A 14,270-nucleotide genomic window follows, 5' to 3' on the forward strand; every position below is an offset into this window, starting at 1 on the left:
CATTACAATGGAAGATCTACTAAATACAGAATATGAGTTAATTCCTATTAATGATTTGATTAATATATTTAGTCAAAGCATTAATGGACATACTAGACCACGGTTGAATAACTTTAGCTCAGAAGGATTTTTTAGGGCAAGAAAAATAAATGGTGTTTCCGAAAAAGAGTTAGGCAAAGCTGAATCTATCTGGTATCCAGATTGGAATAAAATAGAAAGAAAATATCATACATATAATCGATGTAGTAATAAAGGAGAAAACTTTTTCTATTCATCAAACTCATTAGAAGCAGTTATTAGTGAAATGAATCCTAAACATGGAGACAAATTGTTAATAGGAATATTTAAACTAGCAAAACCAGGAATGGCTTTTTTAGCGCAATTAGCTGGAATCGAAAGACTAAGAATGACATTGGAATGTCAAAGTGCTCTCAAAGATTATAAATTTCAAACTGAAAAAGACAGGGGATTTGAGGATTTAATCTCAAATTTTTATACCCGTCGAGTTTCTAAAGAGAGTGATTATAAACCAAGCATTGCGTTTACCAAAATGCTCTTAAAAAATGAAGATTATAAGTGTTTAATCTATCCAAGTGTTGCTGCAGATTATAGGTTTGTAAACTTTGGTATAAAGCCTGAATTTGTAGACAATTGCTTACGTTGCAGAGGTGCATATATCTATAACGTAGAACGAACTGAAGAATCAATTACTTTAGAACCTGATAGATTTACTATTAGAGTCTATGAGAATAGCAACGAACCTAAAAATTCTAAATTTGAGTGGAAAAAAAACACTAATGAAGAGAAGAAAATGTGGGCTAAAAAGTACTGTTTGTAACACGCTAGTATAAATATATATGACGTTCGTGGTTATTGGGAAGTTTAATCAGGTGTTTGAATACCGCCAAATCTTTGATTTGGCGTTAAAAATGAAAAGATAAGAACAAATAAAAGATTTGGCTCAGTATAGTTTTGGAAGGTTTAATTCGTTAAATCTCAATACGCTTCATCTAGCCAATCGTTATGTGGTAGTAAAAAGAGAAATCATCCGAATTATAATTAATTTAAATCAATATGAGTAAGCCTCTTATCATTCTTAAAGAATATCTTATCATGCCAATAGTTGCTACAGAAGCAAGAATTGATGACATAACTAAAGAAATACAAAAGGATAAGACAGATGTAGGTTTAAATGGACTTTTTTTAATGCTTGTTTCATATATTGAATCAATGCAAAAGGAAATTATTAAATACTATTTAAAATACCATCCTGAAAAACTAGCAGATAATACAATTGAAGTTGATAAATCAGTTCTGAAGGAATGTGAAGACTTTAATATGATGGAGCATATAATTGCAGATTATGTTGACAAAATGCCATATTGGAAACTCTCAAAGTTATTTTACTCAGTGCTTCGAATTGATAAACCAAATAATCAAAATGAAATTGACAGGATAAAAAAAAGAAGGAATGAGTTAATCCACAAAAATCTTGAAGTCAATTTTAAGCGAAATGAGATTCGGCAGGACTTTATTACCGTTCAGTATTTAACAAATAGCCTAGAAGAATTTAGTATTTTTCTGACTGACCTTAAATTATCAATAGCAGACTCTTTTGCCTATTGTACGAAAATTAATTCGTTGCAAAACTTGTGGCATTATACTTTTAAAACACCTTTATGTTCAAACTTTTCGGACTTTTGGTATATTGATGAAAAGAATGATTCTTTAGCTGGTTGCAAGCATCCAGAAGCGGAGGAAGGATTGTCATCAGGGGAGCAATTCATGTTGAGTATATGGCGTAGTCAAGTTTGTGGTTGCAAGGTGGATTTTCTAAATATGGCTTCTATTGGAAGACATTATCAAAATTGCCTTTTCATGTTCCTAAAACTTTCGGATGACATTTTTCTATATAGTTGAAACAATAACACCACATAACAATGGCTGTTAAAGCATAAGCGAGTCCAGATGATTTTGATTGGTTCCTTGATCCGGCAACCAACGCCAAATCTATTTGGCTTGAGATCGAAAAGATAAAAGAAATACAACGCTTTGGCTCCGCTCGAGCTGGAAAGATTGTAAGGTTTATTTCTCTCAAGACTCCATACAACAAGACCGTTAACACCAGGTTTTAAAACGTGCAAAACAACTAACAAAACCTGATCAAAATGAAAATATTCAAACTGACAATGTAGCCTTACCTGAAACCCATTAAACTGAGAGGATTGATTTTAAGACAATTTAATAAATCTCTTAAAAGTTTATTGATTTCTGAGGCGAACGTAAAAGTAGGTAGCAAAAATGTACTTGAGAATAATAAATTGACGAAATATAATCACCTAAATATCAGCGGCTAATTTTTACATTAGTCAGAAGTAAAATCTAGAGTGAGAATAAGATAAAATAACATGCCAATTAAAATAATAGAAACAGACTGCTCTCCATTAGTTTTTGACAATGAATACGAAATTATTGACATCGATTTGTTAGCAAATTATGTTGGTGAGTTATTGCTTGGACATCATTTACACATATGTCGTATCATTAATTCCTTAAAAAGTGTTTCACCAGTTCATCCTAATGATTCTATAGATCAAGTAATTCAAAAATTGACTACATCATCTAAAACAAAGCGAGATGGTTGGCTTTTTCAAATGATTTCATGGATCGTATTAACTGAAAGGAATAAAGGAGAAAAATACTTTTCAAATTATCCGCATTTTGCACCTGCTCAGCATGGAATAGATGGTTTAGCAATTGTCTTAGACAAAGACAATAATCTCAGCCGAATCATTATAACAGAGGATAAGTGCACAACCTCTCCTAGAGGTAAGATTACACAACAAGTTTTTCCTGAATTTCAAGAATTCGAAGAAGGTAAAAAAAACAATGCATTGGTTTCCATAATATCAAGCCTTATTGGTCAAATGGACTCAGGCAATATCCTTGAAGGTATCCAAAATGACATATTTGATAATAATTATCGCCATTATAGAATTGGTATAACAAGGGAATCTAATCATAATAGCATTGATGGACGAAAACGTCTTTTTAATAATTATGAGAAATATGTAACTGGGGATAATCCAGCTCGAAGAACTGGAGCTAGTATTTATCTTGAGGATCTGCGGAATTGGATGGAAGATTTTTCAACTAAAGTGATAGACTTTCTTGAATCTAAAAAAAATACAAATGTATAATAGTAGTACTGTAGAAAAAATAAAGAACATTCCTTCAATAGGAGATATTGACATTGATAGGCTACCCCAAGAATTAACTAAAATATATGCTCAAATTGTTAGTTTAAGAAAACAAGTTGCTGAAGGAACAATAAATTTTCAAGATAAGGAATTGATATCCGCTTTGAGTCTTCTAAGCAAACTGGCAAGTAACTTGGAAGTAATTCTTATAAACAATCCCAATCATGAACAGAAGGAATCAATTGCATTTGTTGCAGCCACTGCAAATAGTTTAATCCACAAAATAGGGAGTATTGAAGAATCAAATGATCTTTTAGAGTTTGATAATATTTCAATGTACATTTCTGCAATTATTTTATTCATGATTGGAAATAGTCAATCTGATGCTGCTGAGATGGCAAATTCTATTGATAACATTGATAATACAAATCATTCTAAAAGTGGATTAATTAGCTGTATTAAATCTTTAGCTAAAGGAAAACCGCTTGAGGTATCAAATGTCAATTTTGAAGAAGAAGAGATATTCAAAAAGGATAATTTTGAGGAAACAGCTTTGAATTACCTATGGAGAGAGGTAGGTTTGGGAATTAAAGAAATTGCAAAAAAATTGATTGGGGATCCAATTCATGAAGAGCAATATCATTTTAATAAAGTTATTAACTTATCAGTCTCTGAAGCGATTTATTTTAATCATAAGAGTGTAATTGCTGGGCCTTATCGTCTGGCAAGGTTAATGAAGATATTAGAGCAGGACGTTTTTAATAGAGCTGTAATTGACATATCTGCACCAAGAGGTATTGAGCAAACGGCATGGTCATCATTTTTAAAAAAACTCGCCATTGAACGTCCTTTTTTATGGGAGAATCACATTGACGCTATAAAGACAAATTATTTAGAACCTGGAGTATCTTCAGTTATTACGCTTCCTACTGGAGCAGGTAAATCAACTTTGGCTGAGCTAAAAATTGCATCGACACTTTACTCTGGCAAAAAGGTTATTTACCTAGTTCCTACCCATGCATTAGAAGATCAAGTCAATAAAAATCTGAAACAATTATTTAAAGAGTTTGAACCAATCAATATTGAATTTGGGGGTGAATATACCGAATTTGAAGATATTGAACGATTTCCCATCCTTGTTATAACACCTGAACGATGTTTGTCATTATTGAATATCAATCAAAGTCTGTTTGATCGTATTGGCTTGGTAGTTTTCGATGAGTTCCATTTGATTCATGGTGTCGATATAAAAAAAGACAGACGAGCGATTGATGCTATGTATTGTCTTTTAAGTTTGTTTTCGCAAGTTCCGTTGGCAGACTATTTATTAACATCTGCAATGGTTGAAAATGGGAATGAGATTTCCTCTTGGATTGAAAAAGTGACCGGTAGAGAATGTAAAACATTTAACTCAACTTGGAAACCAACTCGTCAACTACATGGTTGTTTGGTATATGAATCAAGTAGAATAGAAGAATTACAAAAAATTATCTCTTCAAATTTTCAGAAACGAAAAACTAAAAACCCTCCTGCTAAATTAAAAAGAGAGATGACACTGGAACCACAATGTTTTTTCAGTCTTAAGAATGTATGGGAAACAGAAGCTAATAATGACTATTTTAAAAGTAAGATTCTTGATCATAATGTAGTTCTTGGCATTAACAACTATTGGAAACTTACAAGTAATAGGAATGAAATAGCCGCAAAATTAGCGATACAATTTTCAAAGCTGGGGTTGAAAACTCTTGTTTTTGTAGATGACCCTAGAATAACTAAATCTACTTGCAAAACAATTAGTGAACATCTTGAAGATAACGATAATACTTACAATCAATTTGTAGCTAGTCATGAAGAAAGTATAAAAGCCCTCTCGCTTGAATTAGGAAGTTTTGAACATTCTTATTTTCACGAACACCGAAATGTAGGTGTACATCATGGGCTTTTACTACCTATTGAAAGAAGTTTGATTGAAAACTACTTCAAGCACTCAAATGGCTCATCAGTATTAGTTGCGACTGCAACATTAGCACAAGGAATTAACCTACCTGCTGAAGTGGTCATAATAGCAGGTGATGACCGTTTTGACGAAGATGGAGGAAACAGACAAAGAGTAAATCCACATGAATTACTCAATGCTGCTGGAAGAGCTGGAAGAGCTGGATTATCGGCACAAGGTGCCGTTATCCTAATTCCTGGAGGGATTATAACCATTGAAGATTCAACAATATCTGACAGATGGTGGCAGTTAAAAAATGATGTATTTTCCAAAGGTGACCAATGTCTTGAAATAAAGGATCCATTGGGAAATTTCTTAGATTCTTTACAGGATAATATTGAAAATTTAAGCGTGGAACAGACAAATGTGCTATTTCGTTTTAAATCAGAATCATTATCAATTAATGACACTAAGAACTTATTAAATAATTCTTTTTATGCATATAACAGCAATAAATCTGGCAATCAAGAATTATTTGACATTCAAGTTCGGAGGTTCTTAGATCAAAGGAATGAAATAGATAACTTATCTGATGATTATCTTTGGCAAAAAGAAATTGGTGTTAAAACAGGTATTGAACCAGCATTAATTCTTGAATTGGACAATGCAATTAACCGAGAAGAATTTGATGTCTTCATTAATAAAACTATTGTTGAGTATATAGATTGGTATTTTGAATGGCTTAGCTCTGATGAAACCTATATAGACAAAATATTCACCAAATTAAGTACGATTGATCAATTAAAACGTGCAGTTGGTTTAAAAGCTGACGATAATAAAACTGAGATTCTTTCTAAATTAAAATTACTAGGTGAAGTTCTCAAACAGTATGTTAAAGGGGCGCCTCTTAATATCTTGAATGAATTAATTCCAAATGCTAATAAAGCAGATAAATCACCATATCTTATTAAAGCCAGAAACTTTGTAAGTCGACTCGTACCTGAATTAAGCTTTAGCTTTGGGCTTATCTCAATGTTAATAGTTGAAAAGAGTAAACAAAGAGGTATAGATAGAAATGATCTTTCTTCAGATGTAAAAATGCTCTCGAGCTGTATTAGAGAAGGTTTTGATACTTCAAGTAAATTATTTTACAAGATGAATAAAAATCGAACTATGAGAGTTGATACTCATATAGAATATTTAAAGTTCAATTAAAATCATTGGGATTCCCGAATTTGTGAGGGATTCCCATTTCGCTATCAATTCACTATCATATAAAATCAAAAAAGCCTGACACTTAACGTATCAGGCTTTCTTTCTGTACCCAGAGCCGGGATCGAACCGGCACGGTATTGCTACCACTGGTGTTTGAGACCAGCGCGTCTACCAATTCCGCCATCTGGGCAAACACTCTATTGAGCTTTTTTGCGGTTGCAAAGATAAGTCAAATCCTTTGTTCTGCAAGAAAATTCAATAAAATGTTTCAATTTTATTTAGGCCTCTGAGCTAACAAGCTCTTTCTTAGCATCTATCTTTTTAGTCACATATCCATATACAATTAACGATATGGCCGAGACCAGTGCAATACCTACAAAAACAAACCAGATATAGTGGGCATGCTCATAGGCCGTCAGTTTTTCCGCATCCGTTAAAAGAAGTGGATCGGGACACCATTTCTCAAGCAGGATACCTGATAAACCAAATCCAAGTAAGGACGATAAGAATGAGTGCAGGTGACTAAAGCCAAGGTATAGCCCCTCCTCTCCCTTTGGCGCCTGCAGGGAGAAATACTCCAGGAAGCGTGGTGAAATAAAGGACTCTGCCAAGCCCTGGAAACCGATTCCGATAATCATCATAAAGGCTACCGGGTGCATATTCATAAAGCCCATGGTATCACCTCCTATCATATTACCTGCTGCCATACAAAAGGCCGAAACAGGCATGATAAACATTCCGACTGTCATTGAGAACAAGGCCGTCTTTTTCCTCAGTAGTGAGGTAATAAGGCCTACCGTGGTAAATACGACAAGTGGGTTCACGTTGGCATACCATGATGGAGATGCACCCTCACCTGCCATACGCAATACATACTTAGGCATGGTAGCATATAACTGATGCTGTACCATCCAAAAACCGGTGATAATAATAATCAGGATCAGAAGGCGGAAGTTAAACACAACACGTACCAATGCTCTCCAGATTTCTTTGATTGATTTTCCCTCACCATGAGTCACACTTGGGCGGAAAAAGAAGATGATAGCAATCAATGCCAGCAAGGTCATACCAGCTGAAAAATAACTGATGTTGATCAGACCAACATTACCCATGGCCTCGCGCAATGGCTTAACAATCGTTTTACCTGAGAAAGAACCAATGTTTACTATGGTATAAAAAATAGAAAAACCGGTAGCACGCGTGGCTGTTGATGTTTCTTTTGCCACCGTACCGGTAATAACCGACTTAATAAAACTACCACCAATAATAATCAGTGCCATTATAGGAATAATGATATACTTCTCATTAGCCTCCTTCAGACCCGTAAATTCAGTTGTAAATCCATAGCTTGCCAGTCCGGCACCCTCAAGAAAGGTAGGAAAAACACCCAGACCTGCGTAACCTACCGTTAAAAATGCAAAGGCTACTATCAAAGATTTCTTAAAGCCAATTTTATCGGCATAAGCACCTGTAAAGGTTGGTAAAAAGTACAACAACGCACTGAATGTACCCGAAATAAGCGCTGCCTCCACATCAGAGAAAGCAAGTATCCGCGATAAATACAATGTAATAACAATAAATACTCCGTAATAGGCAGCACGTTCTAATAACTCAGCAAAGTTAGCTACCCAAAATCCCTTACTGAAACGTTTAAAAAAATTGACAATTCCCGTCATAATTAAATTATTATTGTTTTTAATATATATCCCTTAATCCAGTTTGGTAATAGTAATACTACAATCGCCAAATATAGTTACTTTGTTATTGCAAAATAGTTGCATTCATTAGCAATTGAACAATAGTTGCCAAATATAACCATATAAGCTTAGCCAGGCATGCATTAGCCTCCATAGCTTATCAGACAGCTAAATCATCACTTACCCTATATCGTCTTATTTCATGAAATATTACCTTTGCGAAAAGCCTCTTAACAATGATACACACAACAAAAGGAATAGTACTCAACCACATTAAGTATAAAGAATCCAGTATTATTGTTAATATCTATACGCAAGTATTTGGCCGACAGAGTTACATGGTCAATAAAGTACGCAGCAGACGCAGCAAGGGCAATACCATATTACTACAGCCACTCACCCTGCTTGACATGGAAGTGTATCACCGGCCCAAGTCAGACATTCAGCGTATCAAAGATTTTAAGGTTGCACATCCGCTCAGCAGTATCCCCTTTAAGCAGGAAAAGCGAGCCATGGCTTTCTTTTTAACCGAGCTGATGAGCAAAGTATTGATCGAAGAAGAAGAGAACAGAGATCTGTTTGATTTTATCTATCATAGCGTTGAAGTGTTTGACACAGGTATTGATGGTGACTATAACTTCCACCTGTTTTTCCTCTTTCACCTGACGCGCTTTTTAGGTTTTGGCCCTGAAGCCAATAACAGTGATGCTCCTTTTTTTGATCTGCTCAACGGCTATTTTGCCAATGCCGAACCATCGCACGGCTTTAGCATCAGCGGCATGCACCTTGACAACTGGAAAAAGCTTCATGACCTTAACATCCAGAGCCTTGAAAGCATCAACCTGTCGGGCCAGGAACGCTACCAACTGCTTGAAAACCTATTGGAGTATTACAATCTGCACATCGACTCATTGGGCGAACTTAAATCACTGCCCATTGTCCATCAGCTGTTTCATGATGAGTAATGACAGGCCATAAATAGCCGTTTGTCAAATATTTGAGCACGTTAACTGTTCAAATCGTGTGTTTCCACAAAACTAAAAGCATTTTAAAAACTTAATCGTTAAATTGAGTTACTTAATCACTTAGGCCTATATCCGTTAAGTATTGTCATGAAAATAAATTCGAAGTTTCACAATTCGGAACCCAGCTTCCTTACTACTATCAGACCATTGATCAATGAGTTTAATGCCATTGACCTTGCCTCGGGCTACACCGGTTTTCATTGCTCGTCGAAACTTATTGGGCTGGTTGAAAAACATTTGCGCGAAGGCCTAAACCGCTATGCCGATGCGGCTGGCGAAATGGCACTCAGAAGCAAGATGGCTGAGAAAATTAACCGGCTATACGAATGGCAATACAAGCCCGAAACTGAAATAACCATTACTGCCGGTGCTGCCCAGGGTATCTACACGGCTATTGCGGCCCTGGTTAAGGAAGGTGACGAAGTTATTATTTTTGAACCGGCCAATGAATACTATGCTCCGGCTATAGAAATGAACGGCGGCCAGGTGCGCACTGTTCCCCTGTCGGGTAAGGAATATCATATTGAGTGGGAACTGGTGCAGTCAATGATCTCCAATAAAACGCGTATGATCATTATTAATTCACCCCATGCCCCCACCGGATGGGCCATGGCCGAGATTGATATGCTGCGCCTGCAAAAGATTATTAACGGCTCTAAGATCATTATCGTCAGCGAAGAGACCTTTGAGCATGTGCTGTTTGACGGAAACCTGCACCAGAGCATTGCCTGTTTTCCCAAGCTGGCCGAACGAAGCATGATTGTTTCATCCATTGGCGAAACTTACCATGTCACCGGTTTTCAGATTGGCTACTGCGCTGCTCCCGAAGAGATCATGCGCGAGTTTAGACAGGTGCACGAGGCCATGATGTACAGTGTTAACTCACCTTTTCAACTGGCCATTGCCGATTTCCTGGATGAGAAAGAGGAATACAAGAAACTGAATGCCTTTTACCAGGGAAAACGCGATTATTTCCTCCGTTTAATGGAGGGGTCACGCTTTAAACCACTAAAATGTTCTGGCTCGTTTTTTCAGCTGCTCGACTATAGCCTGGTCAGTGAAGAAAAAGACCGCAACTTTGTTAAACGCCTTATAAAAGAACACGGTATAGCCACCATGCCCATTAGTGCTTTTATTAAAGAACGACAGCAACGACACCATATTCGCATTAATTTTGCCAAGCCCGACGAGGTGCTCGAAGAAGCTGCTAAACGCCTAAAGGCTGTTTAACTTTTGTTCTTTTCAATGAAACCATTACTTTTGCAGCCACAATACTGGTCCCGTAGTTCAACGGATAGAATAGCGGTTTCCTAAACCGTAGATATGGGTTCGATTCCCGTCGGGACTACAAAAAAGCCTGCAATCATTTGATTAGCAGGCTTTTGTGTTTTTTAGGTGGCAATTTTGGTGGCAAATATCTAAAAGAATTCGCTCTTTAATTCACTAACCGTCATAACGCTAAAAACTTTCCTATGTGCGTACAATCGCCTAATCCGATTATAGGCTTCTTGCTTAATTTTATCAGAGAATACACAAATGTGTGGTGTAGCAATCTGCGGTGATTGACCAATAATTCCTCTAGAGTTGGCAACTTTTGAGTCCAGTTCAGTCTTGCTTAAATTATTTGCATTTTTATATCTCAATCTATATTCGCAAAGCACCATTCTGCATTGTCGACCGTTATTATCACTAACACCAAAAACCATATCAACAGTTTTTCTCGGATCAGTGCGATTTGTTCTTGCAATGCCAGCTTCAACCTTATCAAGGTTAACGGCTAATTCTCCATTAAAAGGAGACCTTCTTGCACCTTCATTAATTGTTATGTCATCAATGCTTTCAACACAATTTGAATGAGAAATAGCTATATGATGTTGCTTAGTTGTATGCTTACAGTATTTCATTCTTAATCCATTTTACCATACATATCAATCCTTTCAAGGGCAATATTAAAGGATTCAAATATCTCATCAATTTCGGTTCCTAAACATCTATAATTGTATAGAAAATCATTGTTTTGCTCAGCCAAGTAGAAATTCAATTTTTGACTATTCGTTTCCTTTTCTGAGATATATTTAATAGCACTAATCATATCAGGATTATGACTTGCAATTAGAAAATTAACACCAACATGTTTATGTAGCAAAATAATCAATCGAGCATATTCAACAATCCACTGAGGATGTAAGTGAACTTCTGGTTCATCAATTATAAGTAAAGAGCCTTTTCTTAGGAAGTCATTTTTGAATAAAATCTGAAGAATAGCAAAAGACTTTAAACCCGTTGCACATTCAAGTAAATCAAACTCTTGTCCATCACTCCTTTTGTAAATAAACTTTTTATCCGAAATCTCTTCTTCTGACTTACTAATTTCTCCTTTTATTATTTCATTAATATCTAATTTACCTTTGCTATTATTTGATATTGATTTATCATTAGAGATTACCTCATTTAAATCATCCCAATGTTTTCTGTCAATACTTGAAAATGTATCAATCCCAAGAATCATAGGAGTATCAATGTATGCAACATTTTCTATGGAATGAAGAGGCAAAACTTGATTAGTGTCCCTATCGATAATTGGAGTTCCATACTCATATATATTATATCTGTTAGGGACAGGATTATCTTCAAATGCCTCACTCAGCTTTTCTTTAAGAATGCCAATTGGTCTATACTCAATTATATTTTCAGCTTTCTTGAGAGTTCTCTTTACACTATCTCTTAATTCATATAAAAGCTCAACTACATCTTCCTGTTTTTCAGATATGTCATCTTTTAATGTTCTGCCGATAATTCTTTTTATTCTATCAACCCTTACATCTATAGGCACTCTATGGTTATAATTAGGAACTTCCCTAAATAATCTTATAAGAAAATCAATACCGACAATCAAAGAGTTATTCTCAAACAAGTCAAGCTGGTTTACATCTCTAGAGGTAATTTTTCTGAATGTATTTCTTAGTTTTGGATATTCATCTTTCGGATATAAATAACTTAGGTCTCTTGTTAATTGATCTAAGGTTTTAGTTATCATCCTTAATTCATTATCAATCTCTTCCCGAACAATATAATCATACTCAATAGATGTTTTAATGATATGGTATACAAGTTTTGATATTGTACTCTTCCCAGAACCATTTACACCTGTGATAACACTGATGCCATCAAGAGCAATTTTAGCTTTTTTTACTGACCTAATACTCTTTATATCTATTCTTAACTCTGTCTGTGCCATCTGTCAGATTTACTTTTATTCAAATATAACTGTTTTTTGTTTGTTCCTATTTTTATTTATAAACCAATCTCATCAAGGCGTTAATATAATTATACTTTGTACGCCCTGATATAATTTTATTACATGCTCATTTAATAACACCAAATAAAAAACTCCCTTGCTAAAATTAACAAGGGAGCAATTCTAAAAAACCTTCCAAATCATCATATACTCATTACAATCAGGGCAATAACGATAATATTTAACATCATGATTATCTTTTTTGAAGGTATTCTGTTGTTCAAGTGGCAACTCATCAAAACTTAATCTTACTCTTTCAGTCCTACATTTTAAACACTCTAACATTTGAGCCTCAAACATTCTCATATAATCCATAGTTCTGCTCTTGATTAAAAGGTTAGTATTTGGTGGTAATGGGCAAAATCTTCACTCTTTTCAATCTCTACACTATCAACAGCCAAATGATTTTTACTTAAACCAATCTTATCAAGTGCTTTAATGTAATTGTACTTTGTACGTGAGGATATTACTCCCATTTGCACTAACTCATCAAATGAATGTGTTTGCAGGTGAAGCAATATCGAATTTATGTAGTTTTCGGATATTCGTGCTTTACGTTCTTTTGAGCCTTTCGGTAGGCTCTTGTTATACTTCTCTACATCGTTATTGTAAGCAATTACTCGTTTGGTTGTATCGGTAAACTTATCCATTGAACTAATACGGAATTCCTCTTTAAAATTGAGAAACACTTTAAACATCTCATTCAGTAACTCTTTTGTAAAAAGAGCCGCTTTAGAAGGTTCAAAGTTCCCTTTGTCATCCTTTAAACAAGCGTGAAGTGATTCGTTTTCTCTCCTAGCTGTTTCTGATATAGCTAAGCTAAATGTATTACTACGGTTAAGAATTTTTGAATAGGCTTTATGGTGCACACGTTTTTCGGGTGAGAAATTGTGATACTGTTTTTCAAGGTGGTAAATACTTAATCCTTTAATGCGATTTTCTCTTATCTTCTTTACAACCTTATTCACTTCTTTATAATCCTTTTGAGCTTGTTGCCATGCTGTACAGTCACGAGCGAATAAGTGCTTTTTGAACAAGTAAGTCATGAAAGGCTTTTTAAAGGTTATTTCATAGCGCAATATTCTATTGGCTGTATCTTCCAATCCTTCACGAACCATCACACCATCTTTATATTTACTTTCAACTTCAAAATGTTCTCTTCCTAACTTTTTATTCATGGCTAAATGGTGCTTTCGTTCGCCTTTTGAACTAGCGTATTCAGAGCCTTTATGGTATATTTTAGCAGCATAGCGGTCATTCTGAATAAAAATAGATGTACCCCAATCAACCTTATTCTTAGTGGTCTTTTTTATGTACTTCTTTTTAATGCGCTTTTGATAATCGAGGTACTTTAATGAATCTTCTTCTAATTTAAAGTATTGATTATAACACAAATCAAGGCGATTAATCTCAATATCTTCTTTACTGATTTCAATATCCTTAAACCAATCATTCATAAAATTATCAATGAATGTTATCAGCCGTTCAAAAGTAATTTCAGCGTTGAATTCTAAAGAATCTAATTCTTCATTGTTATATGGATGCTCTTCAAATTTATGTGGCACAAATTGCATGATATTGGTACCGTATAGGTACTTAGGAATAGAAAAGTTCATTTCTACATAATCTCGGTCAATCCTAACACTATAGGCTAAGTAATAATGTGATGATGTAAGCACCTTGTTCCTGTATGATGTGAATGTGTTGCCACTATCAGCATAATGCACTTGTTTAATCTGCAAGAATCGGTCTTTACTTATTTCTCCAGTTTCAAAATCAACTGCTTCTTGGTCATGCGGACTATCCACAACTGAATTATATTGCCCTTCACCTTCTTTTCTTAATGCTTCCAATATTTTTGAGTATTGGTGCAAGTTGTTTATTCTTAAAACGATTGTA

Annotated in this window: 10 protein-coding genes and 2 tRNA genes; 7 read left to right on the forward strand and 5 right to left on the reverse strand. The window is 35.0% G+C overall.

Features of this window, described 5'->3' with window-relative positions; translation table 11 throughout:
* Positions 1-7: 7 nt before the first annotated feature.
* From ACRD69_RS05160 to ACRD69_RS05175, 4 genes are all read left to right on the forward strand, one after another.
* Positions 8-838, forward strand: a complete 831-nt coding sequence (locus tag ACRD69_RS05160; RefSeq protein WP_430814002.1) for a hypothetical protein — start codon at positions 8-10, stop codon at positions 836-838.
* 236 nt (positions 839-1,074) lie between these two features.
* Positions 1,075-1,920 carry a hypothetical protein gene (locus ACRD69_RS05165; protein WP_430814003.1) on the forward strand — a complete coding sequence of 282 codons (846 nt, stop codon included), beginning with the start codon at positions 1,075-1,077 and terminating at the stop codon, positions 1,918-1,920.
* Between the two features lie 488 nt (positions 1,921-2,408).
* Entirely contained in the window at positions 2,409-3,200 is a 792-nt protein-coding gene (locus tag ACRD69_RS05170; RefSeq protein ID WP_430814004.1) for a hypothetical protein, read from the forward strand.
* Entirely contained in the window at positions 3,193-6,351 is a 3,159-nt protein-coding gene (locus ACRD69_RS05175) for a DEAD/DEAH box helicase (protein ID WP_430814005.1), read from the forward strand. Before ACRD69_RS05170 ends, ACRD69_RS05175 begins: the two co-directional genes overlap by 8 nt.
* 106 nt (positions 6,352-6,457) lie before the next feature.
* Here ACRD69_RS05175 and ACRD69_RS05180 read toward each other — a convergent pair.
* Together ACRD69_RS05180 and ACRD69_RS05185 are read right to left on the reverse strand one after the other, a co-directional pair.
* Positions 6,458-6,541 (reverse strand) — tRNA-Leu (locus ACRD69_RS05180).
* Between the two features lie 88 nt (positions 6,542-6,629).
* Positions 6,630-8,027, reverse strand: a complete 1,398-nt coding sequence (locus tag ACRD69_RS05185) for an MFS transporter (protein ID WP_430814006.1) — start codon at positions 8,025-8,027, stop codon at positions 6,630-6,632.
* Positions 8,028-8,284: 257 nt separating this feature from the next.
* On the opposite strand from ACRD69_RS05185, the gene recO reads away from it, so the two are divergent.
* The 3 genes from recO (at position 8,285) to ACRD69_RS05200 (ending at position 10,421) form a co-directional block, all read left to right on the forward strand.
* Complete coding sequence (gene recO, locus ACRD69_RS05190) at positions 8,285-9,013, forward strand: DNA repair protein RecO (RefSeq protein ID WP_430814007.1); 729 nt, start codon at positions 8,285-8,287, stop codon at positions 9,011-9,013.
* Positions 9,014-9,160: 147 nt separating this feature from the next.
* The gene (locus tag ACRD69_RS05195) at positions 9,161-10,303 is read left to right on the forward strand and encodes a methionine aminotransferase (RefSeq protein ID WP_430814008.1); all 1,143 of its coding nucleotides are present in this window, start codon (positions 9,161-9,163) and stop codon (positions 10,301-10,303) included.
* A 46-nt stretch (positions 10,304-10,349) separates the two neighbouring features.
* Positions 10,350-10,421: transfer RNA gene (locus ACRD69_RS05200), tRNA-Arg, on the forward strand.
* Between the two features lie 70 nt (positions 10,422-10,491).
* On the opposite strand, the gene ACRD69_RS05205 is transcribed toward ACRD69_RS05200, so the two are convergent.
* The 3 genes from ACRD69_RS05205 to ACRD69_RS05215 form a co-directional block, all read right to left on the reverse strand.
* The gene (locus ACRD69_RS05205) at positions 10,492-10,977 is read right to left on the reverse strand and encodes a hypothetical protein (protein WP_430814009.1); all 486 of its coding nucleotides are present in this window, start codon (positions 10,975-10,977) and stop codon (positions 10,492-10,494) included.
* Between the two features lie 2 nt (positions 10,978-10,979).
* Entirely contained in the window at positions 10,980-12,311 is a 1,332-nt protein-coding gene (locus tag ACRD69_RS05210; protein ID WP_430814010.1) for an AAA family ATPase, read from the reverse strand.
* A gap of 389 nt (positions 12,312-12,700) precedes the next feature.
* A complete protein-coding gene (locus ACRD69_RS05215) occupies positions 12,701-14,224 on the reverse strand; it encodes a phage/plasmid replication domain-containing protein (protein WP_430814011.1) in 1,524 nt (507 codons plus the stop codon).
* Positions 14,225-14,270: the final 46 nt, after the last annotated feature.

The organism is Carboxylicivirga agarovorans (genome assembly GCF_050589845.1).
GTDB classification, from domain to species: domain Bacteria; phylum Bacteroidota; class Bacteroidia; order Bacteroidales; family Marinilabiliaceae; genus Carboxylicivirga; species Carboxylicivirga agarovorans.

Bases quoted from the DNA above. Each gene is read 5' to 3' on its own strand.
- recO (WP_430814007.1), top strand. From the start codon at position 8,285: ATGATACACACAACAAAAGGAATAGTACTCAACCACATTAAGTATAAA.
- ACRD69_RS05185 (WP_430814006.1), bottom strand. From the start codon at position 8,027: ATGACGGGAATTGTCAATTTTTTTAAACGTTTCAGTAAGGGATTTTGG.
- ACRD69_RS05205 (WP_430814009.1), bottom strand. From the start codon at position 10,977: ATGAAATACTGTAAGCATACAACTAAGCAACATCATATAGCTATTTCT.
- ACRD69_RS05160 (WP_430814002.1), top strand. From the start codon at position 8: ATGGAAGATCTACTAAATACAGAATATGAGTTAATTCCTATTAATGAT.
- ACRD69_RS05210 (WP_430814010.1), bottom strand. From the start codon at position 12,311: ATGGCACAGACAGAGTTAAGAATAGATATAAAGAGTATTAGGTCAGTA.
- ACRD69_RS05175 (WP_430814005.1), top strand. From the start codon at position 3,193: ATGTATAATAGTAGTACTGTAGAAAAAATAAAGAACATTCCTTCAATA.
- ACRD69_RS05195 (WP_430814008.1), top strand. From the start codon at position 9,161: ATGAAAATAAATTCGAAGTTTCACAATTCGGAACCCAGCTTCCTTACT.
- ACRD69_RS05165 (WP_430814003.1), top strand. From the start codon at position 1,075: ATGAGTAAGCCTCTTATCATTCTTAAAGAATATCTTATCATGCCAATA.
- ACRD69_RS05170 (WP_430814004.1), top strand. From the start codon at position 2,409: ATGCCAATTAAAATAATAGAAACAGACTGCTCTCCATTAGTTTTTGAC.